This window comes from Roseiarcus fermentans (assembly GCF_003315135.1).
In the GTDB taxonomy this organism is placed as follows: Bacteria; Pseudomonadota; Alphaproteobacteria; order Rhizobiales; family Beijerinckiaceae; genus Roseiarcus; species Roseiarcus fermentans.
Window position 1 is genome coordinate 9,154 of record NZ_QNRK01000004.1, and the last position, 23,168, is coordinate 32,321.

A 23,168-nucleotide genomic window follows, 5' to 3' on the forward strand; every position below is an offset into this window, starting at 1 on the left:
GATCGGCGGCGAACACGCCGTTGCCGACCGTCACCGTCCCGCCGCTCGCCGTGATCGCCGTGATGTGGCTCGCGTCCAGCGCCAGCGCCGACGGTCCGGTCGCGACGCTCGCGGTCAGATAGGCCCCGATCGCGGCCGCCGTGTCCGAGACGACGAAGCCGCCGACGACCTTGTCGAGCAGCGGCTGGTCGGCGGTGAACTGCGCGATCGTCGCCGTGATCGCGCCGCCCTTGGCCGTGACCGAGTCGATGCGCGCCTGGTCGGCTTCGAGCCCGTCGAGGTTTCCGTTCAAGACGCTCGCCCTGCCGGAGATCGCGAAGCCGCCCACAATTTTGTCGAGCGCCGGCTGGTCGGCGGCGAACACGCCGTTGCCGACCGTCACCGTCCCGCCGCTCGCCGTGATCGCCGTGATGTGGCTCGCGTCCAGCGCCAGCGCCGACGGTCCGGTCGCGACGCTCGCGGTCAGATAGGCCCCGATCGCGGCCGCCGTGTCGGCCACGGCGAATCCGGTCGGAAGCGCGTTCAGCGTGGACATGGTCGCCAGGACCTGCGCCACGGATTCCGTCGGCGCGAAGGTGTTGATGACGACGCCCGATGTCGACGGCTCGACGGCGGACAGGTCCAGGTTCGCGGGGTCGCCGGCGGCGTCGGTGATCGCGCCGCCGTTGAGGTCGATGGTCGACCCCGTCGTGATGCCGGCCAGGGCCTGCTGACCGGCCGCGACGGTGTACTGGAACGTCAGCGCGCTCGTCCCGCCGCCCGACACGTAGTTCGCGTAGGCCACGCCTCCGGTCGCGAGGTCGATCGCGATCCGGGGCGTTCCGGTGACGTCGACCGGTTGGTCGAACCCGACCGTGAACGTAAGCACGCTGCCGACGCCGTAGTCGCCGGCGGCGGGCGCGCCGACCGACGTGACCGCGGCCGGCGTCGCAAAGGAGATCAAGGTTCCGTGCGCTCCATCCGCGCTGAGCGCGAAATTGGACGTCGCGTAACTGCCGCTCAAAACCAGCGCGACGGCTCCGCCGCCATTCGCCACCAGCAACGTTCCGCCGAGCCCATCGGCCAGCGGGCCGAAGAGAACGCCCACCGCGCTGCTGTAGCTGAAGTCGCCGAGATCGATGGCGTCGCCGGCGCCGAAGCCGGAGATCGTCGCTTGAAAGTCGCTCAGGTCGTCGAGCCTCAGATAGCCGCCCGAACCGGCGAAGACGACATCCTGGCCGGACCCGACAGCGCCGGAGACCGTCGCCGTTCCGCCCGCCAAGGTCAGTCCGCCCGTCACGACGCCGCCGGACGAGACCACAAGCGCCCCCCCGCTGACGACCGTCGTTGCGCTGATCACGCCGCCCGAATGGACGAACGCAGAGAAGCCGCTGCCGACGAGCGTGTTGCTGGCGGTCTGGCCCGCGCCGACATTCAACGTCTCGTCGTACGCGTCGACGGAGGCGGCGGCGCTGGTGGAATGGCCGGCGTCGTCGGTGACGACGATCTGGAACTGGGTCCTGACGAAGTCGCCGAAGGCCGTCTGACCGGCGGTCGGCGTGAACGCCAGATCGTCGAGCGCGCTGGTGACCTGATCGGGGGAGCCGGTGACGGTGTAGACGCCGGTCGTCGCATTGATGTCGCCGCCCGCCGAATCTGAAAACGCGCCATCGTTCGGCGACGACATTTGCACCGTGAGCGTCATCGCCGCCGCCGCCTCCCTGACCGAGGCGCTTTGGAACAGCGCGAACGTTCCCGTGTCGCTGACGCTCTGCGAGGCTGCGATCCCGCCGATCGCCGGCGCTACCGTGATGTCGGTCCCGCCAGCGCCGTCGTCGCTCAGGCGTAAACCGAGGGCCGAGAGGTTCAGCGTGTAGGAGCTTCCGTGCAGCGCGATGGTTACCGTACCGTCCCCATTGGCGACGATCGATCCCAGCGAGTCGTAGGCGATGCCGGCGAGATCGATGGTGTCCAGCGAGGTGAAATTCTCGATCAGATTCCTGAGCGCGCTCGGGCCGTCGACCTTCAACGTCGGATCGGCGCCGACAGGGAACGCGATCGTCGCCGATCCGAGCGCGCCGCCGCTCGTCATCTCGACTGCGCCGCTGACGATCTTGACCGTTCCGGAGAATTGCGACGCATCGCCGGAGCCCACGAGATAGGTTCCGCCGCCTTCGACGACGACCTCGCCGCCGCCGGCGATGGTTCCGGTCAAGGCGCCGCCGAGCGGATTGTCGAGGATGAGCTCGCCGCCCGCGTCGAGTTCGATGGCGCCTTCGATCTGTCCGCCGGAATCGACGACGACGCCGCCGCTCTGGATCGTCAGGCCGCTCGCCATGCCGCCGACGCTGACAATCATCTCGCCGCCGCTGGCGACCGTCGTCGCGTTCGCGAGGCCGCCGGCGTTGATCACCTGCGAGCCGCCGGCCGAAAGCGTGGCGCTGGTCGCGACGCCGCCGTTCAGGATGGTCTCCGTGCCGCCGCCGGCCACGATCGTCCCGATCGCGAGACCGCCGGAGCTGATCACCTGCGCGCCGCCGGCCGACAGCGTCGTATCGGTCGCGACGCCGCCGTTCAGGACGGTCTCCACGCCGGACCACCCGGAGACGAGCGCGCCGAGCGCGCTGCCGCCGGAGATTGTCTCGCTGCCGCCAACGCCGACGACCAGCGCGCTGGCGAAACCGCCGGAGTGGACGACTTCCGCACCGCCATCGTAGACCGAGCCGGCGATGTCGACGCCGCCGGAGGATACGACATTGCTTCCGCCGCTAACCACGGTGTTCGAGGTGATTCCGCCGTCCGCCACCTCCACGACGCCGCCGAAGGTCGCCGTGGTGGCGAAGGCGGTCTCATCGGCGAGCACGTCGATCTCGCCCATATCGTGCACATAAACGTCGGTCGCTGTGCCGCCCTCGGCCGTGATCCAGCCGCTGTTGGCGGCTTCGAACTTCGAGATCGTCGCGCCGTAGGCTTGAACCAGGCCGCCGGCCGACACCAGGGCGTTCCACAAGATCGGCACCCCCATCGACGTGCCGGTGAAGTTCATCGGCATGCTGGCCACGGCATATCCGGCGCCGAGAAGCGTCAGGACGCCGCCAACGATGTCAGTGGGGCTTCCATCGGCGTTGGCGATTTGCATCGCGCCTTTCACAACAGTCGTGGCGGTCTTGGCAAGACCCAAAGCAACCTTGATATTCGCTGAGGTAAGATTGGTTATCCCGGCTTTGCCGCCCGATTCAACATTGATGTCTTTTAACGTAGCCTGAATGTCCGCGTCTGTATATTCGGCTTCGAAGTCGCCGTCATTTTCGACGGCTATGCTCTCGACGTCTGTACAATCTTGCTCTTCGTCTTTAGAAAACGAGGCGATCGAAATATTCTCTTGCTCGCCTCCCTTTTGGACAAGCTCGCTATTTTGCTCCAGGCTAAAGTTTTCGATGTTGTCGTTCGACGCCTCTAAATTCGAGTCTACTATCTCGATACCCAAGAACTCCTCGTTCTGCTTCAGATTAACGTCTTGGTTGACTACTTGCGTATCATTGCTAATATCGGATTGTTCAGAGAAGTCACCCAGTTGTTTTTCTGCTGCCGCATCATTGCTAACGTTATCCAGGTTATTTGTGGCCGCGTTGACGAGGTTGCTCTGTTCGGTGCTGTTTGCGCCTTTCGCGAGGTCCTGCTCAAGTGTAGAGACGGATTTTTCCGTTGTCGTTGCGCCTTCGTCTTCGAGGGCGGTGGTGGCGTCCTTCGCCACGGAACCGACCAACTTTCCGTCGCCAAGGACGTCCGCGCCTGCGGTTCCAACGACAATGGCGACGTTCAGGGCGAACAGAACGCCCGACACCACTTCCTTGGCGATTTCACCGGCGGTGGGCGTTTCGTACGTCGTGTTGATGTCGGTCCCGCCGCTCATCTCGCCGAACAAACCGCCGCTCGAGATGTAGGTGCTGTTGGCGTAGCCGCCCGAGGCGATCTGGATCCCGCCGCCGCTGGAGATGTTGGTGTACACCGCGCTGCCGCTGGACTGAATGAACACAATGCCGTCGGCATCCGCCTGAGCGCCGAACGCGTAGCCGCCGTTGTAGACCTCGATGGTGCCGTGCAGTGTGCCGCTGCTGGTCTCGAACCCGGAGACCGAGGTAAAGTCGGCCACGCCTCCGGACGAGACGAACTCGTAGCCGCCGGCGTTGATCAAGTCGTCGAGGCTCAGGCCGCCGGCGGTCGTCACTTCTTGGCCCAGGACGCCGACCACCGTAGACACGGCGACGCCGCCCGACACGTCTTCAATGCCGCCCCGGTTCACCGTTGTGCCGCTCGCCACGCCGCCGGACTGCACGAACAAAAAGCCGCCGCTGTCGACCGTCGCGTCTGTGACCGAAGCGCTGCCGGAAACGCCCAGAGCGCCGCCGGAGAGCGTGTCGTCATTGCCCGACGCCGAACCGCCCAAGGATACAATCCCGCCGGCGAAAACGATCGAATCGTTCAGAGCGCCGCCGCTGCCGACGATCGTGCCGCTGGAGAGCACCGACGCCGCCTCCACGACGCCGCCCGACATGAGCAGGCCGGCGCCGCTCGAGACGACGGTGTTCGACGCGGCGCCGCCGATGACCAGCTGGATCCCCCCGCTGTTCACCACCGTTCCGGTCGCCGTTCCAGCCGAGACGACCTGCGAGCCGGCGTAGGAAACGACGGCGTTGGACGTCTGCCCGCCAGAAATGACTTCCACGCCGCCCGGCGCAATCACGTCGCCGACCGCGACCCCAGAGGTCCCGACGATTTCCGTCCCGCTGGTCGTGACCGACGTGGCGCTCGCCAGGCCGCCGGACTGGATGAGCGCGCTGCCGCCGGACAGAATGTCCGTCCCGACGACGAGACCGGCGTCCACCAGGCTTCCGCCGGACGAGACCATGGTCGAGGCGGCCTCGCCGTTGAGCGCGACCGACAGGTCTCCTCCTGAACTGACCACCGTGCCCGCAGCGCTGGCGCCGGCGAAGACGCTCTCCACGCCGCCGAGAAGAACGGTCGTGCCGGTCACATAGCCGCCTTCATCGGCCTGAACGCCGTTCGATTTCACGACCGTGTCGATGGCGACGCCGCCGGACAGCACCACGATCTCGCCGCCGGCCTCCACGGTCGCGTTCAGCACGCCATAACCGGCGCTGACCACCAGGGTCGAACCGGACACGAGGACGTCGGCGTAGATGATGTGCCCGCCCGACTGGAGCACGGCGTTGACGACATTGGCGCCCGGGTCCTCGATCAGCGCGCCGCCGCGCTCGATCACGGTCCCGGACGCCGTCGCGCCGGACGAAACGTGCTGAACGCCGCTCTGCTGCACGATGGTCTGATTGGCGACGCCGCCGCCGAGGATGGTCTCCTGGCCGCCGACCGTCGCTGTGGCGGCCACGCCCGCGACCGTCAGGGCGCCGCCGAATTCGACGGTCGCCCCCGAGTCGACGCCGCCCGCCGAAACGATCGCGACGCCGCCGGAGGCGATCGTATCGGCGAACGCGCTTCCGCCCGCCTTCACCGCCTCGACGCCGCCGCTTTCCACCGTCGCGCCGCCCAGACCGCCGCCCGACCCGACGACGACGGCGCCGGAATCGGCGACGATCGTGTCGGCCGCGCGGCCGCCCGAGGCGATCGCCTGCAGGCCGCCGTAGCCGACATGGGTGTTCGGATCGACCCCGCCGCTGACATAGGCGCTGGTCGCGACGCCGCCGCTCGAAATCACCTGGGCGCCCAGGACGATGGCGTCGCTGTCGACGCCGCCGGCCAGGATCGTCTCGCTGCCGCCGGACCCGACCGAAACATTGTAGGCCGTGCCGCCGGACCCGATGATCGCCTGGCCGCCGTCATAGATCACGGTCCCGTTGGCGCTTCCCAACTGATAGACGCTCTCCACGCCCCCGTTGTAGATCTGCGCGCCACTGTCCGCGCCGCCCTGCGCATAGCCGCTGTCGCCTGCGCTCGACGAGGAAAACACATCGTCGACGCCGCCCGAAGACACCTGCGTGTTGATCGCGACGCCGCCTTGCAGCACCGACTGAGCGCCGCCGGCGGCGATGGCGTTGCCGCGGCCGCGGCCGCCGCTCTCGAAGACGATCAGGCCGCCATCGCCCACGAAGGAGGCGTCGACGCGTCGGCCGGGCCCGACCTCGAGGGAATTGTCGATCAGGCTGGTTCCGAGGGCGGCCATATCTCCGCCGAAGGACACATTCAGGCCCGCGGCTTCGATCGTTCCGCCGGAGTCGAGCGTCGGAAGGAAATTGAACCCGCCGGGCGCGGCGGAGACATAGCCGCCGGACTGGATCGTGGTGCTCCATGTCGCCGCGCTGGTGGCCTCATCGAGCGCGCCGCCCGCCTCCACGACCGTGTCGTACATGCGATAGCCGGCCAGCGCGCTGAAGGTCTCGCCGGAGGTGATCACGAGGCCGCTGATGTCGATCTCGCCGCCGCTGATCAAGGTGTCGCCGGAGAGTTCGGCGACGATCACCGATGGATCCACGCCCGAAGCGTCATAGACGAGGTCGCCGCCGCTGCTCACCGTGACGCTGACGCCGCTGCCGCCCGCCTGGACGGACACGACGCCATGCGACAGCACGACGCCGCCGCTGAAGGTCGCGCCGGACAACGCCAGCGCGGAGCCGCCGCTGCTGACGATGGCGGACACGGCCACGCCGCCCGCCATGACCGACTGGACGCCGCCGGAGGACAGGATCGTGCCGCGGGCGAGGCCGCCGGAAGCAATGGTCTCGACGGCGCCGAACCCGACGACGGTCGCGGATGCGACGCCGCCGGGCCCGATCCATTCATGAGCGCCGGAGAAGACCGACGTGTTGAACGTGGCGCCGCCATCGACATCGACCGCGCCGCTGTCGCTGAGATTCGAGACCGGCGAACCGCTGGTCACGGAGACCGTAACCGAAGGGTCGACATAAATGCTGCCGTGGAACCCGGTCTGACTGCCGAGCTGCGTCGACGTCACGAGGCCGTCGGTGACGACCGCGCCGCTGCCATCGAGTTCGAGGACGCCCTGGCCGACGATCGCGCCGGCCGAAAGGGTGGTCGTCCCGGAAATATCCAGCCTGACCGAGCCGTAATCGAGCAGGCCGCCGGCGTTCAGCGAGGCCGAGCCGTGCGCGTAGGGAAGCGTGACGTCGGCGCTGGCGCCGGAGGAGACCAGCAACACGCCGCCGGAATCGATCCGGGTTCCCGACGCGACGGCGCCGAGCAGGAGAACGGCGCTGCCCGAGGACAGAATTTCCGTATCGAGCGCGGATGCGCCGGAGGCGATCAGCAGGCGCCCGCCCGACGACACCATCGCGTCGATCGCGGCGGCGCCTTGAACGTCCGCGAACAATTGCCCACCGAACCCGATCTGCGCCGAGAGCGCGGACACATTGGCGCTGAGATCGAGCGTCTGGCCATTGCCGCCCGAAACGCCGAGGGCGTAGTTCACAAACTCTTCCGTCGCCCCGGTCTCGACAGTCGCGTCCGTGACCCGGGCGCCGGAGTCGATGATCAGCGTGCCCCCGCTGGAGACGGTGACGTCAGTGACCGAGCCGCCCGACTGGACGGTGGCGACGCCGCGGGCTTCGACGACCAGCGCCGTCGCCGAACCGCCCGACAGAACGTTCACTTGCCCCGCGCCGCTGGCGCTGTTGCCGGAGACCGACGTCGCATTCGCGACGCCTTCGTTCTCCACCCATTGAACGCCGCCCCCCAGCACGTTGGTCGACGTCGCCGTTCCGGAGACGCCGACGCTTTGCTGCCCCCCGGAATTGACCCAGGTGTTTATCGTCTTTCCGCCCAAAGAGACATATTCCGTCCCGCCCGCCTGCGCCCCGGAGCCCAGGTGGGTCCAGCTGGTAAGGCCGCCGTCGATGACCTCGTCGTCACCGGTTCCGTAGACATAGTCTTCCTTCGCCGTCCCCCCCCACACGAGCTGTTGGCCGCCATCCAGGATATTGGTGTTGCTGGTGTTTCCGCCTGAGGAAACGGTTTGACCGCCGCCGGAGGAAACGAAGCCGTTGTACGAGGATCCGCCGGAGAAAACGTCCTCTTCGCCGCCGGCGTAGACGCTGGTGAAGACGGTCTGCCCCTGACCTTCGACGAAAAGAACGCCGCCCTTGGCGACTCCGAGGGCGAAACCGCTATAGCCGCTGGCGCTGATGACGGTCGAGGTGTTCGACAGCGTCCAATTCCGCTCGACGACATCGATGCCGACGCCGTTGGAGGCGGCGACATAGGTGATGGAGTTGGACGCGCCTCCGTCCAGCCAGATCGTGCCGCCGTTCTCGAGGGTGATCGCGGACGTCGTCGCGCCGGAGGAGATATCCAAGCCGCCGCCGGAGGACACCGTCACGGAGTTCGCCGTGGCGGCCGAATCGATGAACAGGAAGCCGCCGCTCAGGATCGTCGTCGACGTCGCCGACCCGTGATCCCACACATTGCCGGAGTCGGAAATCGTCGTGCTGCTCAAACTGCCGCCGACGTCGACTCCGACCTGGCCGCCGCTGCTCACCAGAACGTCTCTAGCGTAGCCTCCGCTCTTCAAATCGATAAGGCCGCCGCTGGAAGCTCCCGGGCTTTGCTCCACCATCGCGTGACTAAGAACACCCAGGGAGGAGACGACGAGCGTTCCATAAACTTGCGTTCTTGGAGCGTTAGCGCCGTATGGCGTCTCGGAAGCATGGGCATCGACTTCTTCATACCCACCGAATTCAACAACGGTCGCTTGGATATTCGCACCGCCGTCATTGAATGTATATGAATTGTCGATCGCGCTAAGCCTCCCTCCGGAGGACACCGTCGTGTCGACTGCCTCACCGAAGTGAGAAACAATCCCCACGCCGCCGCTCATGATGGTGATTCCGTTCGCGGAGTTATTCTGGCTACCGGTTGAATTACTGACGATCATCGTGGCGCCGTAGCCAATGACGCTGTCGAACAGATGGCCGCCGCTCGTGACCACAACTGTAGAAATGTTGCCGCCTTTGTAGGTCGACGGAAACGAGTAGCCGGAGTCGTTCGCCCCCTGATTGGTGAATGCGGATCCTGAGCTGTATGAAAACCCGTTGCCGTTCGTCATCCCTAATCCCCCAGGCGGAACAGCAGCGCGCGCGACCGGCGCCACGCCATCCCCCCGCACCACAGCCGAATGTACAACGAGCATTCCAGCGCGCAGTGATGCTGCGCTGGAATGCCACTCACGGTCCAAGACCCAGACTCAAGGTAACTTGTCAGTGTAAACTTGTCGTGTCAACGCATCCTGAGACCCGTCGCCAATCGTCCTCTCGAAGCCCCCAAACCCTCATTCTCCTTCAACGCGCGCAAGTCGCATAATGCCTGTCCCGTAATTCGTCACGCGGAGCGTGGACCGCCTCATTGACACGATCTTTACGTTCAAATTGCCGAGCAAGCCGCTCCGGAATGGCTAGTCTGCGGACATGACAGAATTGCTACGAAAAAGTCGGTCAAACATGAGACGAGCGTAGGTTATTCGGAGCGCAAGTCCGCTAACGACGGTATACTTGACACGTCGGTTCCCCTGGTTTGTCTGCGGCGCCTGGGTCACGCGAACGGATTTGAGGGGATATCCTTTGAACGATACGATCAACCCGCCGCATGGCGGGGCGGCCAGCGCCCCGGTCGCGCAACCGGAAGCGCTGGATTCCGGCGCGGTCGCGAGCGCGACGAGTTCGACCCCGGCCGCGGGCCAGGCGGCCTCGGAAGCCAAGCCGCCCGCTTTTCCCGCGCCCGCGGAACGCCCGACGCAAATGGGTCCGGACGGTTTGCGCTTCGACTTCAACTTCGGCGCCCGGCTGGCGTTGCCGGAAGGCGCCTGGGAAACCGTCCTGCGCGACCTCGACACCGGCAACGTCCTGTTCGTTGGCAAGCGCGGCGGCAGTCTCGTCATGAGCGCCAAACGCTACTTCGTACGGTTCGGCATCGAAGCCATGAAGGACGGCAAGCTGGTGTTCCAACACCAGTTCGATGCGCGCGACCGCGATGTGCTCATCCAGTTCCCGGTCGGCACCCTCGGCGATTCCATCGGCTGGTTTCCGTACGCGGTGAAATTCAAGGAGCGCCATGGCTGCAAGCTCACCTGCGCGATGTCGAACGTCATCTGCGAGTTGTTCCGCGACGCCTATCCCGACATCACCTTCCTGACCCATGATCAGGTCAAGCCCGAGACCTATTACGCGACCTATAATATGGGCCTGTTTTTCGATGACGATAAGAACGTCTTCCAGCCGTGCGATTTCCGCTATGTCGGACTGCATCGCACCGCAGGCTACATCCTCGGGGTGGATACGTCCGACGCGCCGCCGCGTCTGGCGTTGCCGGACGACAGCCGGCCGATCGCAGACCCCTACGTCTGCATCGCCGTGCAGGCGTCGACGCAGTGCAAGAACTGGACGAATCCGACCGGCTGGCGGGAGATCGTCGCTTTCCTGAAAGAGCACGGCTATCAGGTGGTGTGCATCGACAAGGAGCCGGTGAACGGGCACGGCATCGTCTGGAACCACATGCCGCATGGCGTGATCGACGACACCGGCAACAAGCCGCTGAGCGAACGGGCCCGTTACATCAAGCACGCGGATTTTTTCATCGGCCTGTCGAGCGGGCTGTCGTGGCTGGCGTGGGCGACGGGAACGCCCGTGGTGATGATCAGCGGTTTCACCCACCCCCTGAACGAATTCGAGACGCCTTACCGGGTGATCAACTACCACGCGTGCAACAGCTGCTGGAACGATCCGAAGCACCGTTTCGATCACCACGACTTCCTGTGGTGCCCGCGCCACGCCGGCACGCCGCGGCAATTCGAGTGTAACCGGCTCATCACCGCCGACCAGGTCAAGGCGACGATTCGAAAGATTCCCGAGTTCAGGGCGAGACAAGCCTAGCGGCGGCCTGGCGCGAACGAACCCAGTCGATCGGGCGGCGACGCGGCGCGCCGGCGGTCCGAGCCGCCGAAGTCGCGGACGCGTTCGGCGGACCACACGGGCGGCGCGGCGGCGAAGGCGGGCTGACGGTTCGCCACCGGCGGCGCCCCGAGCGGGCCGCAGGGATTTTTTGCGTTTCCCGCTTGCCGAACCGCGCGCGGGGCCCAATCTCACGAGTTCCGCAACCGTTTGTCGAACGCCATGGTCAAGCCCCCCAACGCCCCCGTCGCGAGGACCGCGGCCCGCGAGGACGTCGCAGCCTTCCTCGACGCCGCCAGCCGCACGCCCGCTCCGGCGGTCTCGGGGCGCGGGCGGCTGATCTTCGCGCTCGACGCCACGATGAGCCGGCAGCCGACCTGGGACGCCGCGCAGCGGCTGCAAGCGCGGATGTTCGACGCGGCCGCCCGGTCCGGCGGGCTCGCGGTCCAGCTCGTCTATTATCGCGGCCTGAGCGAGTGCCGCGCGTCCCGGTTCGTGTCCGACGGCCGCGGCCTCGCCGATCTCATGAGCCGGATCGAGGTGCGCGGCGGCGAGACGCAGATCCGGCGGGTGCTGGTCCACGCCCGTGACGAAGCCCGGCGCGCCAAGGTCGGGGCGCTGGTGTTCGTCGGCGACGCGATGGAGGAAAACCCGGACGCGCTCCTGGCGCTGGGCGGGGAGCTGGCGCTGCTCGGCGTCAAGGCGTTCATGTTCCAGGAGGGCAGCGATCCTGCGGCTGCGCGCCTGTTCCGCGAGATCGCGCGGCTCACCGACGGCGCCTACAGCGCCTTCGATTCGGGCGCATCGGCCCGGCTCGAGGCGCTGCTCAGGGCGGCTGCGGCCTATGCGGCGGGGGGACGCGCGGCGCTGGCGCGCGAAGCCGAGTCCGACCCGACGGCGCGGCTTCTCCTGTCCCAGATGCGCAAATCGTGAATCTCGCGTAACCTCTCCCGGCCCCGGCCCCGAAACCCTCCGCCGACGAACGGCGGGCGCCGGCGCTGACATGGAAAAGCAACGCCGCGATGAACTTCATCATCGGTCTCGTTCTGCTGATTTTGCTCCTGTCCGCGATCAAGCAGTTCGCCCGCATGGACGCGGCCGCGGCCGCGCGCGCGGTCAGGACCGGCGGCGGCGTCCTCGGGCTGATCGTCGCGGCGCTGCTGCTGCTGCGCGGCCGGATCGTGTTCGCGGCCGCGCTCGCCGGCATGGCGGCGAGCTTCGCCGGCTGGAGCAAGTTCGGGTTGGGCAAGTTCGGGCAGGGATGGCCGGGCGGACTCGGACAGGGATGGACCAACTTTCGCACGCCCGGCGCCGCGGACCCGAACGGCGGCCGGGTTTCGACGGCGCGCTCGGCGACGCTGGAGGTGCGCCTCGATCACGACAGCGGCGTCATGACCGGCGCCGTGCGCGCCGGCGCCTACGCCGGCCGGGCGCTGGAAACCCTGTCGCGCCCCGAACTCGTCAGCCTGCTCGGCGAGCTCCGTCGCGACGATCCGGACGGCGTCCCGCTGCTAGAGACATATCTGGACCGCCGGTTTGCCGGCTGGCGTGAGGCAGACCAGGGTGAGCGCGAGGCGGGGCGCGGGTCGGCGAGCGGAGCGATGACGCGCCGCGAGGCCTGGGAGACCCTGGGTCTCGCGGAGGGCGCGAGCGCCGAGGACATCATCGGCGCCCATCGGGCGCTGATGAAGAAGCTTCATCCAGATCGCGGCGGCTCGACCGGCCTTGCCGCGCGGGTCAATCAGGCCAAGGATGTTCTGCTGCAACGGCACGGGTAGGGCGCTCCGCGAAGGAGAGTGGGAAGCCGGGGCGGGGGAGAGGGTGTCGGTCATCAGTCACGGGTCGCAAAGCACGAGAATCCGTCCCGCTTGAGCGAGCGGCAGGCCTGCTCGGCCGAGACCGAGTCGAGGCCGGCGAACTGGGCGCGGTAATAGGCTCCGTCGCCCTTGCGCACTTTCAGGGTCACGGGCTTGGCCGCCGCGAGCTGGCCGCGGTCGCGGCTGCGCGCCTTGATGAGCAGCGCGGTCGCCTTGGCGGCGTCGTCGGTGGCGCCGATCTGGATCTTCCAGCCCTTTCCCGCCGATGGCGTGTCGCTGTCTGCGCCGTCGCCGGCCGAGCGCGCCGCGACCGTCGTCTGGGCCGGGCGCGGCGCCGCGTCGGCGCCCTTTTTCCAGCCGAGCGCGGCGGGCGTGACCGGCTTCCCGGCTGGCGCGGCGTCGGCGACCCGCTCGGCCGCGACCGGCGGCTCGGCGATCGGACGCGGCGGGACGGGCGTCGGCTGCCCCTTGACGGGCGTCTGGACCGCAGCGACGCGCAGCGTCGGCTGGTCGTCGTCGTCGCTGTAGTCGCCCTCGCTGTCGGCGCCCGGGGCGGGGCGGGCGGTGGGCAAGCGGGTCGGGACGCTGGCTGCGACGACGGCGGGCCGGTTGCGGGCCTGCGGCGGCGGGGACGGGTCCGGCTGGTCGTCGGCCGACGCGTCGGCGACCCGCGTCGCGGTGCGCACGGTCGAGCCCTGGGCGATGTGATCCTCGATCAGGTTTTCCATCACCCGGTCGCGGGCGGCGGCGCTGCGCCCGCCCATCACGACCGCGATCAGCGACCGGCCGTCGCGATGGACCGAGGTCAGGAGATTGAAGCCCGAGGCCCGGGTGTAGCCGGTCTTGATGCCGTCGACGCCGTCCACCCGGCCGAGCAGGTGGTTGTGATTGCCGATCGTCTCGCCGGCGTATTCGAACGACTCGGTCGAGAAATAGCGGAAGTAGCGCGGGAACCGGTCCTCGAGCGAGCGCGCCAGCACGGCGAGGTCGCGCGCGGTGGTGATCTGCTCGTCGTTGGGAAGCCCGGAGGCGTTGCGGTAGGTGGTGCGCGACATGCCGAGCGCGCGCGCCTTGCGGGTCATCATGTCGGCGAACGTGTCCTCGTCGCCCCCGACCGCCTCGGCGATCGCGACGGCGATGTCGTTGGCGGAGCGGGTGACCACGGCCTTGATCGCGTCCTCGACGCTGATCGTCTCGCCCGGATCGAGGCCGAGCTTCGAGGGCTCCTGGGCGGCTGCGTGCTGGGAGATCGGGATGCGCGACTGCAAGGTCATCGCGCCCCGGTCGAGTTTTTCGAACAGCAGATAGAGGGTCATCACCTTGGTGATCGAGGCGGGATGGCGGAGCCCGTCCGGATCGGCCGCGTAGAGGGCGCGGCCGCTGTTGGCGTCGACGACATAGGCCGAGAAGGTGGGCGACGACGGCGCGGCGGCGCGGACGACGTGCCGGCTGTGCGCGGCATGGGCGAAGTGGCGGACGTGGCGGTGAGCGTCGGCCGGCGCCGCGGCCAACAGCAGCGCCGAGGCCAGGAACGCTCCAGCCGCCAGCCGGGCCGCGCGGCCGAGATGCGAATTGGGAATACGCAACGCCATCAACGCGCCCCGATTGACCTAACGCAGCCGCCGGGAAAACGCCCGCGGACAGGCGAGGACGTTATGGCGACGCGGTTACGGCGCGGTTAACGGGACCGCGACAAAGACCGGGGAAAAGTGGCCAAACCCTTGAAGAGGCGTCCGAACCCGCGCCGACGACAGCGGCGAAGGCTTTGCGCGGGAGTTACGAAACCGTCGTCAATGTCATGAAATCCCATCAGGATTCGCTTACCGGGTTGTAGCGCCAAGAACGGTCTATGTTGCAGTGCAAAAAAAGTTCTTGACATTCATGGTGCAGTGCACATAATGACCTCATCGAACGAGGCCGGAACGATGCGGCCGAGACCACTGAGGAGAGCACGATGGCCAGCACCCCGAATTTCGTAGAGATGCAGGATTTCTCCAAGCAGCAGTTCGAGGCGATCACGTCGGCCTCGTCGACCCTCACCAAGGGCCTGCAGGACCTCGCCGTCGAGTCGACGGACTACACCAAGAAGGCGTTCGCCGCCGGGACGGAGACCTTCGAGAAGCTGCTCGGCGCCAAGAGCCTCGAAGCCGCGATCCAGATCCAGTCGGACTACGCCAAGCAGAGCTACGAGGGCTTCGTCGCCCAGTCGAGCAAGATGTCCGAGCTTCTCGCCAAGTTCGCCTCCGAGGCGATGAAGCCCGTCACCGCGGCCTATGCCAACTTCCAGCCGAAGTAATCCGCCGGAGACCGGGGCCTCCGCGCCTCGCGGTTTTCGAAAGACGGCAATCACGAGCCGGCGTCCCTCGGGGACGCCGGCTTGTTTTTTTATCTGCCGCGCCTATCTGCCGGTAAGGGCGCCGGGGTTCGCGCCCCGGTCGGGCTTCGAGACGCGCGAGGCGAGGGCTGGCCGTGTTTGGACCGGGGCCTGAAAGTCCGGCAGAATGGCCCCTTGCGTGCGACGAGTAAATTCGCAATTCTTTCCCGATAGCGGGCGCAGGCGGGAACAACGGCCGGATGCCCACATTCAGACGTGTTCGCGTGCGTTATTGGTGACGCCAAGAAGAACGCAACAAACGGGGACAGTTCGTGGCAGGCGCCTCAAATCCGTTGGTCCTTCGCCTGAGAGCCGGGATGGCGCGGCTGGCGCGCTGGCTCGCCCCCGGTTTCGGCGCCGCGCCGGCGCCGGCGCCGATCCGGGCCGCAGGCCCCCGGGAGCCCAAGAGGGGAGGCGAAAACCCCGGCGCCGGGGCGGCCGTGATCACCCGCACCCGGACCCAGACCAAGCGCCCGAACATGTATCGTGTGCTGCTGCTGAACGACGATTACACGCCCATGGAGTTCGTCATCTCGATCCTGCAGTCGTTCTTCAACAAGGACACGCAGGAAGCTACGCAGATCATGCTGCAGGTGCACCACAACGGCGTGGGGGAATGCGGGGTCTACACCTATGAGGTGGCGGAGACGAAAGTGTCGCAGGTGATGGACCACGCCAGAAAGAATCAGCACCCGCTTCAATGCATCATGGAAAAGAAGTGAAAGGGCTCCATGCCGATATTTTCCCGCACCCTTGAGAAGACGCTCCGCAAGGCCCTGTCGCTCGCGAACGAACGTCACCATGAATACGCGACGCTCGAGCACCTTCTGCTCGCGCTGATCGACGACACGGACGCCGCCGCGGTGATGCGCGCGTGCAGCGTGGATCTCGAGGTGCTTCGCAAGACGGTCGTCAACTATCTGGACACGGAGCTCGAGAACCTGGTGGTGGACGGCCAGGACGAAGCCAAGGCGACCAACGGCTTCCAGCGGGTCGTGCAGCGCGCGGCGTTCCATGTCCAGTCGTCGGGGCGCGAGGAGGTCACCGGGGCCAACGTGCTCGTCGCGATCTTCGCCGAGCGGGAGACCCACGCGGCCTTCTTCCTGCAGGAGCAGGACATGACGCGCTACGACGCGGTCAACTACATCAGCCACGGCATCGCCAAGCGCCCCGGTCATTCCGACTCGCGCCTGCCGCGCGGCGCGGACGACGAGCCCGAGGCGCGCGAGGCCAAGGACGCGAAGGACGCGGGGGATTCCAAGAAGAAGGAGGGGGCTCTGGACGCCTATTGCGTCAACCTCAACCGCAAGGCGCGCGACGGACGGATCGACCCGCTGATCGGCCGCGAATCGGAGGTCCAGCGCACCATCCAGGTGCTGTGCCGCCGGCAGAAGAACAATCCGCTGCTGGTCGGCGACCCGGGCGTCGGCAAGACCGCGATCGCCGAGGGGCTGGCGCGCAAGATCGTCAATTCCGAGGTGCCCGAGGTGCTGGAATCGGCGACCGTGTTCGCGCTCGACATGGGCGCGCTGCTCGCCGGCACCCGCTATCGCGGCGATTTCGAGGAACGCCTCAAGCAGGTGATGAAGGAGATCGAGCAGCACAAGGACGCGATCCTGTTCATCGACGAGATCCACACCGTGATCGGCGCCGGGGCGACCTCGGGCGGCGCGATGGACGCCTCGAATCTGCTGAAGCCGGCGCTCGCGCAGGGGACGCTGCGCTGCATCGGCTCGACCACCTACAAGGAATACCGGCAGTACTTCGAGAAGGACCGGGCGCTGGTGCGCCGGTTCCAGAAGATCGACGTGAAGGAGCCGAGCGTCGCCGACGCGATCGAGATCCTCAAGGGCCTCAAGCCCTATTTCGAGGAGTTCCACAAGCTGCGCTACACCGGCGACGCGGTGAAGGCCGCGGTGGAACTGTCGTCGCGCTACATCCACGACCGCAAGCTGCCCGACAAGGCGATCGACGTCATCGACGAAACGGGCGCCTCGCAGATGCTCCTGCCCGAAGCGAAGCGGAAAAAGACGATCGGGGTCAAGGAGATCGAGGCGACCGTCGCATCGATGGCCCGGATTCCGCCGAAGTCGGTGTCGAAGGACGACACCGAGGTGCTGCAGCATCTCGAGGACACGCTCAAGCGCTCGGTCTACGGTCAGGACGCCGCGGTCACCGCGCTCGCCGCGGCGATCAAGCTCGCCCGCGCCGGCTTGCGCGAGCCGGAGAAGCCGATCGGCTGCTACCTGTTCTCCGGCCCGACCGGCGTCGGCAAGACCGAGGCCGCGCGCCAGCTCGCCACCAGTCTCGGCCTCGAGCTCATCCGCTTCGACATGTCGGAATACATGGAGCGGCACACGGTCTCGCGGCTGATCGGCGCCCCTCCCGGCTATGTCGGCTTCGACCAGGGCGGGCTGCTCACCGATGCGATCGACCAGCATCCGCACTGCGTGCTGCTCCTGGACGAGATCGAGAAAGCCCATCCGGACTTGTTCAACATCCTGCTGCAGGTCATGGACCACGGCAAGCTGACCGACCATTCCGGCAAGGCGATCGATTTCCGCAACGTGATCATGATCATGACCACCAATGCGGGCGCCCAGGATCTGGCCAAGGCGGCCTTCGGCTTCCACAAATCGACCCGGGAAGGCGACGACAAGGAGGCGATCGACCGGCTGTTCGCGCCCGAGTTCCGCAACCGCCTCGACGCCATCATCCCGTTCGCCCGCCTGCCGGAAGAGGTGATCTCGCGCGTCGTCGACAAGTTCATTCTTCAGCTCGAGGCGCAGCTCGCCGACCGCAACGTGGTGATCGAACTGACCGAGGAGGCGCGCGGCTGGCTGGTCAAGCACGGCTACGACGAGTCGATGGGCGCGCGGCCGATGTCCCGCGTGATCCAGACCCAGATCAAAACGCCGCTCGCCGACGAGGTGCTGTTCGGCAAACTGAAGAACGGCGGCGTGGTGAAGGTCGTGGTGACCGGCGACGAGACCGGCGAGAAGAAGCTCGGCTTCGTCTATCCCGAGGGTCCGGCGGCGCCGCGGATGGAGCGCGACATCATGCTCGCCGCGAAGGCCCGCGGGCGATCGAAGAAGCGGGTCGAGCCGGCTGCGACCGAGGCTCCGCCCGACGAGACGCCGGAGCCGACGCCCTGACTTGACCAAGGGTTGTGTGGATATGAACCGCCTCCCGTCCGCCCGACGGGGGGCGGTTTTCTTTCTGGCGGCGCGAGTCGTGCCGCGCGCCGCGGCGGTTGAGGCGGCGCGGCGGCAAAAGACAACCGGCGGATGGGGCTGGCCCTCCCGCCGGCTGCTTCGCTCGAACCCGACCGGTTCGATCAGAACTTGTAGTTGATGGCGGCGCGAACGATCGACGCGTCGTAGTTGATCCTGGCGGTCGCATACGGCGTCGCCACGCCCGCGGCGTTGAAGAACGCGTAGGCGGTGGGGTTGGCGGTCGTGGTGATGGTCTTGTTGCCGAGGTCGACGTACAGATATTCGGCCCGGATCGTGATGTTGTTCGTCCACGCATATTCGACGCCGCCGCCGATCGTCCAGCCGCTGCGCGACGAGCTCGGGTTGCCGTTCCAGTAGAATCCCTGGGTGGCGTCGTAGACGTTCAGATTCGAGCTTCCGCCGGCATAGGCGAAACCGCCGGTGCCGTAGATCATCAGCCGGTTGTCAGGCGTCGCGACGAAGCCGACCCGCCCGCGCACCGTGCCGATCCAGTCCAGGCTCGACTTGGCGCTGACACTGAGCGAGTCGCCCACAAGGGTCGTCGGCAAGGCGACGCCGTTGACGACGGAGCCGAACGGCGTGCTCGTGTAGCTGTATGTCTTGCTGAGGCTCGACCCGTCGAAGTCGGCTTCGGCGCCGAGCACGAAGGAGCCCGTCTGCCAATTGTAGCCGACCTGGCCGCCGCCGATGAATCCGCTCTGGCCGCTTCCAACGCCGCCGGGGAAATAGTTCGAAAGCCAGGCGACGCCGGGGTCGACCAGCGTCGCCGAGCGGCTGCCGCTGCTCCAGATCCCGCCTGCGTTCACACCGACGTAGAACCCGGTCCAGGTGAAGGGCGGCGGAACGTAGACCGGTGGGGGAGCTTCTTTCCGCGTCGGCAGGTCGGCGGCCTGAGCGGCCACGACAGTCGCAACGGTCATCGCCGCAGCGGCAGCGCCCATCAACAAACGTCTCGTCATTGTCACTCTCCTTGAAGTGCAGCCCAGCCCCGATGGATTCAAACCCCGCCTGTCTTACTGAAACGCCAAAGGTTTAGGAGGGCCGAAGGGCCAAGTCTATCCGCGCGGCGCTCCTGCCGGCGATTTGGCGCCGCTGTGACAAAATGGACACGTGAACACTGTTGATTATGATGGCGGCTTCAAGGTCGGCTTCCTCCCCGACGCCATGGCTGGCTTGAAGCGGCGGGCGCGCAAAAAGACAAAAGAAAACCGGCGGAAAGGCATGACCTTTCCGCCGGCGGTTCGAGAGATCGGTTCAGACCGGTTGGATCAGAACTTGTAGTTCAGGCCAGCGCGGAAGATCGAGCCTTCGTAGGTGACCTTGGAGGCGAGGTACGAGGTCGGGAACGCCGCCAGCGCGGCGCCCGTGGCGACGCCGACCTGGTTGGTGGTGCCCAGGTTGTAGTACAGGTATTCGCCCTTCACCGTCACGTTGTTGGTGATCGCGTATTCAGCGCCCGCGCCGATCGTCCAACCGATGCGGGTGTTGCTCTTCGAGCCCGCCCAGCCCCAGCCGTTGCCGGCGTCGTAGACGCTGGCGTTGCCGTTGCCGCCGCCGTAGGCGAGACCGCCTGTCCCGTACAGCATCAGGCGGTTGTCCGGGGTGGCGACGAAGCCGACGCGCGCACGGGTCGTGCCGAGCCAATTCAGACGGGTCGAGGCGTTGGTGGTGAAGTAGTCGTTGGCGCTGTTATAGGCGAAGGTGTTGCCGATCCGGCTCTTCGACTTGCTCATGCTGGTGCCGTCGAAATCGGTCTCGAGACCGAACACCGCCGCGCCCGACTGGAAGTTGTAGCCAGCCTGACCGCCGCCGATGAACCCGCTCGCGCCGGTTCCGAGCGCGCCATAGTTGACGTTGCTGAGCACCGGGAAGCCGGCGTTGTAGAACGTCGTCGTGGTGTTGCCGGTGCCCCAGATGCCGCCGGCGTTCACACCGACGTAGAACCCGGTCCAGCTGAACGGCGGGGGAACGTAAACCGGCGCGGGAGGCGCCTTTCTGGTCGGAAGGTCGGCAGCCTGAGCGGCGACAGCGGTCGCAATCGTCAGCGCTGCGGCGGCAGCTCCCATCATCCAACGTTTCGTCATTTTGGTCTCCGTTTTGATCGGCTCCGCCTTACGCAAACCTGTGCGCGCCGTCGCCCGTTAACGAAATCAACAACGTCCTTATACGGAAGCCCGGTAGCCGAGTCCACCGTTTCGGCCCGGGTCCGGGCGCATCGCCCGAAGATGTGGCAAATTAGACACAAAACGGGGTCTTGTGGTTAACCAATCATTAGTGGGATCAACGGTTTGGGGAGCATGTTAACCCTCGACAGGCCCGCCCGAACCAAGGCGATCGCGCCGGCGGGGAAAGACGCTGGAGAATAGGCCTGCGCCGCAGATCGACGCGCCCGCACCCGACGCTTCGAAGACGACCGAACGCGCAAGGTCCCAGATTGTGGCGAAATAGGGGAACGGAACCGCGAATCGGCTGCGAAAGCAGACGAACGCCGCCAGCGGCGGGGCCGCAAGCCTCGAAATCGGGACGTCGAGGCCGCGAGCGGGGGGCGCCGTCGGATGGCGGAAACGGGGAGCGATGGCGCCGGCGACCCCGCCGGGCGTCGCCTGCGGCGCCGGAGGCGCAAGTAAAGGCAGAGCAGAACCGAGAAGACTGCGCCGGCCGTCAGAGCGCCGCGAACGCCGCCCGGATCTTCTCGGCGTGCGGACGCAGCGCCTCGGCGTTCTGGAACGGTCCGCCCGGCGGGCGCACCGCGACGCCCGTCCAGCGAGGCAGGATGTGGAAGTGGAGGTGAAACACCTGCTGTCCGCCCGCCTCCTCGTTGAACTGCTGGATGGCCACGCCCTCCGCCGCCATGCCCGCCCTGACCGCGCGCGCGACCGTCTGAACCGAAGGCATGAAGCGGGCGAGATCGTCGGGGGCGATGTCGAACAGGTTGCGGGCGGGGACCTTCGGGATCACCAGCGTGTGGCCCTCCGCGCGCGGCATCACGTCGAGGAAGGCGAGCGAGACGTCGTCCTCCCAGACTTTCGAGCAGGGGGCTTCGCCGCGCAGGATCTTCGCGAAGATGTTGTTGGAATCATAGGTCTGCGTCATAGGTCTCTCCCAGCGCTTCGCTTCTGTCGCCGTCGCCCCGCCTGAAGGGAGCATGGTCCTCGTAATGGGCGATCGTGCGCGCCACCGCCGCTCGCTCGTGCCGAAGGTAATCGGCGACGGCGCGCTCGAGCCGCGCGTCGGCGAATTCGTGCGCGGAATAGGTGACGACCGGGCGATAGCCGCGGGCGAGCTTGTGCTCCCCCTGGGCGCCCGCCTCGACCCGCTTCAGGCCGCGGCTCAGCGCGAACTCGATCGCCTGATAGTAACACACCTCGAAGTGGAGAAACGGCCGCTCCTCGATCGCGCCCCAGTTGCGCCCGTAAAGCGCGTCGTCGCCGATGAAGTTGATCGCGCCCGCGATCCAGCGGCCCTCGCGCTTCGCCATGACCAAGAGGATGCGCTCGGCCATCGCCGCCCCGATCAGGCTGAAGAAGCGCCGGGTCAGATAGGGGCGGCCCCACTTGCGCGAGCCGGTGTCCATGTAAAACGCGAAGAATGAGTCCCAGTGCCCTGACGTTATTGAAGAACCTGTCACCCATTCGATGGTTACGTCGTCGCCCGTCGCTTCTCGCCGCTCGCGCTTGATGCTCTTCCGCTTGCGCGACGCCAGCGCGGCGAGGAAGTCGTCGAAAGTCGCAAAGCCGTCGCAGAGGAAGTGGAACTGCTCGCCGTGGCGCACCAGAAACCCCATCCGCTCGAGGCGCGCGGCGTCCTCTGCGGTCGGGAAGGTGACGTGGATCGACGACGCCTTGATCTGCCGCCCGACCTCGCGCAATCCCGCGATCAGCGCCTCACGCGCGCCTTCGGGCGCGCCGGCGGCCGCCAGCAGACGCCGTCCCGTCGCCGGCGTGAACGGGACCGCGACCTGAAGCTTCGGGTAATACGCGCCGCCCGCGCGCTCGTAGGCGTCGGCCCAGGCGTGATCGAACACGTACTCGCCCTGGCTGTGGCTTTTCAGATAGGACGGCGCCGCGGCGACGATGCGGCCTTTTCCGTCCTCGACGACAACGTGCGCCGGCGTCCAGCCCGTCCGGCCGCCGGTCGATCCGGAGGCTTCCAGCGCATTCAGAAACGCGTGCGTGACGAAGGGATTGAACCGCTCGCCTTCGGCCTCGGCCTCGGAAAGGCCCGGCGGATTGGCGCAGGCGTCCCACGCCGCCGGGTCGACGGCGGCGATGGACGAAACGAGGCGAGCAGTTAGAGAGGTCATGCGGGGACGGGCGCCGGGTTCGGTTCGCCGCCATCCTAGCATGGCTTTCGCAGCTGCGAAGGGCGAGCAGGCGGCCCTGATTCGACAGGCCTGCGGCGAGGGGTGGGATCGGCTGCGCCGCCGGAAATGCAGGGCGGGGTCACGCCGCTCATCGGGCGGCGAAGCCGAAGTTCCCGAAAGGTCGTCTCGCCGCCGCCGCCCATCCGCGGCGACCCCCAGCATATTGACCTTGCCGAGGGAAAGGCCAGCGCGGCGTTGACCGGAAGGGGACGCCGCCGCCAGACTGATCCCGAGCTCGGCGAGTCTATTCTGGACGTTGATCGCCGGGGCGGCCCAAATCGCCGCGGCCGCGACGGCCGCCGTCAGGGGGCCGGCCGCCCGCGTGCAAGCCGCTCCCATCTCCAAGAGCGCCAGAAGCGATCGGCATGACGTCAACGGCCATCCCGGTCCCACGGCGCGCCCGCGACCTGTTCAGATCCGGCGAGCAGGGCCGGGGAGGGGAGAACGACGTTTCGCGGCTGGCATATG

13 protein-coding genes are annotated in these 23,168 nt (G+C 67.0%); 7 read left to right on the top strand and 6 right to left on the bottom strand.

Going from position 1 to position 23,168, the window contains the following annotated elements:
- A partial coding sequence (locus tag DFR50_RS04320; RefSeq protein WP_170153050.1) for an AIDA repeat-containing protein occupies window positions 1–8,506 on the bottom strand: 8,506 nt, incomplete at its 3' end.
- 1,078 nt (window positions 8,507–9,584) lie between these two features.
- On the opposite strand from DFR50_RS04320, the gene DFR50_RS04325 reads away from it, so the two are divergent.
- The 3 genes from DFR50_RS04325 to DFR50_RS04335 all read left to right on the top strand — a co-directional run bounded on the left by DFR50_RS04325 (window position 9,585) and on the right by DFR50_RS04335 (window position 12,688).
- On the top strand, window positions 9,585–10,892 hold the full coding sequence (locus tag DFR50_RS04325) for an autotransporter strand-loop-strand O-heptosyltransferase (protein WP_245427306.1): 1,308 nt from the start codon (window positions 9,585–9,587) through the stop codon (window positions 10,890–10,892).
- 240 nt (window positions 10,893–11,132) lie between these two features.
- Complete coding sequence (locus DFR50_RS04330; RefSeq protein WP_113887982.1) at window positions 11,133–11,843, top strand: VWA domain-containing protein; 711 nt, start codon at window positions 11,133–11,135, stop codon at window positions 11,841–11,843.
- An 89-nt stretch (window positions 11,844–11,932) separates the two neighbouring features.
- Window positions 11,933–12,688 carry a J domain-containing protein gene (locus tag DFR50_RS04335; protein ID WP_113887983.1) on the top strand — a complete coding sequence of 252 codons (756 nt, stop codon included), beginning with the start codon at window positions 11,933–11,935 and terminating at the stop codon, window positions 12,686–12,688.
- Window positions 12,689–12,741: 53 nt separating this feature from the next.
- Here DFR50_RS04335 and DFR50_RS04340 read toward each other — a convergent pair whose 3' ends face one another.
- Window positions 12,742–14,319: a serine hydrolase gene (locus DFR50_RS04340; RefSeq protein ID WP_113887984.1), complete on the bottom strand. Its 1,578-nt coding sequence runs from the start codon at window positions 14,317–14,319 to the stop codon at window positions 12,742–12,744.
- A 362-nt stretch (window positions 14,320–14,681) separates the two neighbouring features.
- Between DFR50_RS04340 and DFR50_RS04345 the strand changes: the two genes are divergently transcribed.
- From DFR50_RS04345 to clpA, 3 genes are all read left to right on the top strand, one after another.
- A complete protein-coding gene (locus tag DFR50_RS04345; RefSeq protein ID WP_113887985.1) occupies window positions 14,682–15,023 on the top strand; it encodes a phasin family protein in 342 nt (113 codons plus the stop codon).
- A gap of 395 nt (window positions 15,024–15,418) precedes the next feature.
- A complete protein-coding gene (gene clpS, locus DFR50_RS04350) occupies window positions 15,419–15,823 on the top strand; it encodes an ATP-dependent Clp protease adapter ClpS (protein ID WP_113887986.1) in 405 nt (134 codons plus the stop codon).
- 9 nt (window positions 15,824–15,832) lie between these two features.
- The gene (gene clpA / locus DFR50_RS04355; RefSeq protein ID WP_113887987.1) at window positions 15,833–18,256 is read left to right on the top strand and encodes an ATP-dependent Clp protease ATP-binding subunit ClpA; all 2,424 of its coding nucleotides are present in this window, start codon (window positions 15,833–15,835) and stop codon (window positions 18,254–18,256) included.
- Between the two features lie 182 nt (window positions 18,257–18,438).
- Here clpA and DFR50_RS04360 read toward each other — a convergent pair whose 3' ends face one another.
- On the bottom strand, window positions 18,439–19,296 hold the full coding sequence (locus DFR50_RS04360) for an outer membrane protein (RefSeq protein WP_113887988.1): 858 nt from the start codon (window positions 19,294–19,296) through the stop codon (window positions 18,439–18,441).
- A 151-nt stretch (window positions 19,297–19,447) separates the two neighbouring features.
- Between DFR50_RS04360 and DFR50_RS31880 the strand changes: the two genes are divergently transcribed.
- Window positions 19,448–19,618, top strand: a complete 171-nt coding sequence (locus DFR50_RS31880; RefSeq protein WP_170153051.1) for a hypothetical protein — start codon at window positions 19,448–19,450, stop codon at window positions 19,616–19,618.
- Here DFR50_RS31880 and DFR50_RS04365 read toward each other — a convergent pair.
- From DFR50_RS04365 to DFR50_RS04375, 3 genes are all read right to left on the bottom strand, one after another.
- Entirely contained in the window at window positions 19,606–20,421 is an 816-nt protein-coding gene (locus DFR50_RS04365; RefSeq protein ID WP_113887989.1) for an outer membrane protein, read from the bottom strand. The two genes, DFR50_RS31880 and DFR50_RS04365, sit on opposite strands and share 13 nt — an antisense overlap.
- A 577-nt stretch (window positions 20,422–20,998) precedes the next feature.
- Window positions 20,999–21,430: an HIT family protein gene (locus DFR50_RS04370; RefSeq protein WP_113887990.1), complete on the bottom strand. Its 432-nt coding sequence runs from the start codon at window positions 21,428–21,430 to the stop codon at window positions 20,999–21,001.
- Window positions 21,414–22,640: a GNAT family N-acetyltransferase gene (locus DFR50_RS04375; protein WP_113887991.1), complete on the bottom strand. Its 1,227-nt coding sequence runs from the start codon at window positions 22,638–22,640 to the stop codon at window positions 21,414–21,416. The genes DFR50_RS04370 and DFR50_RS04375 overlap by 17 nt, the downstream gene beginning before the upstream one ends.
- Window positions 22,641–23,168 lie beyond the last annotated feature (528 nt).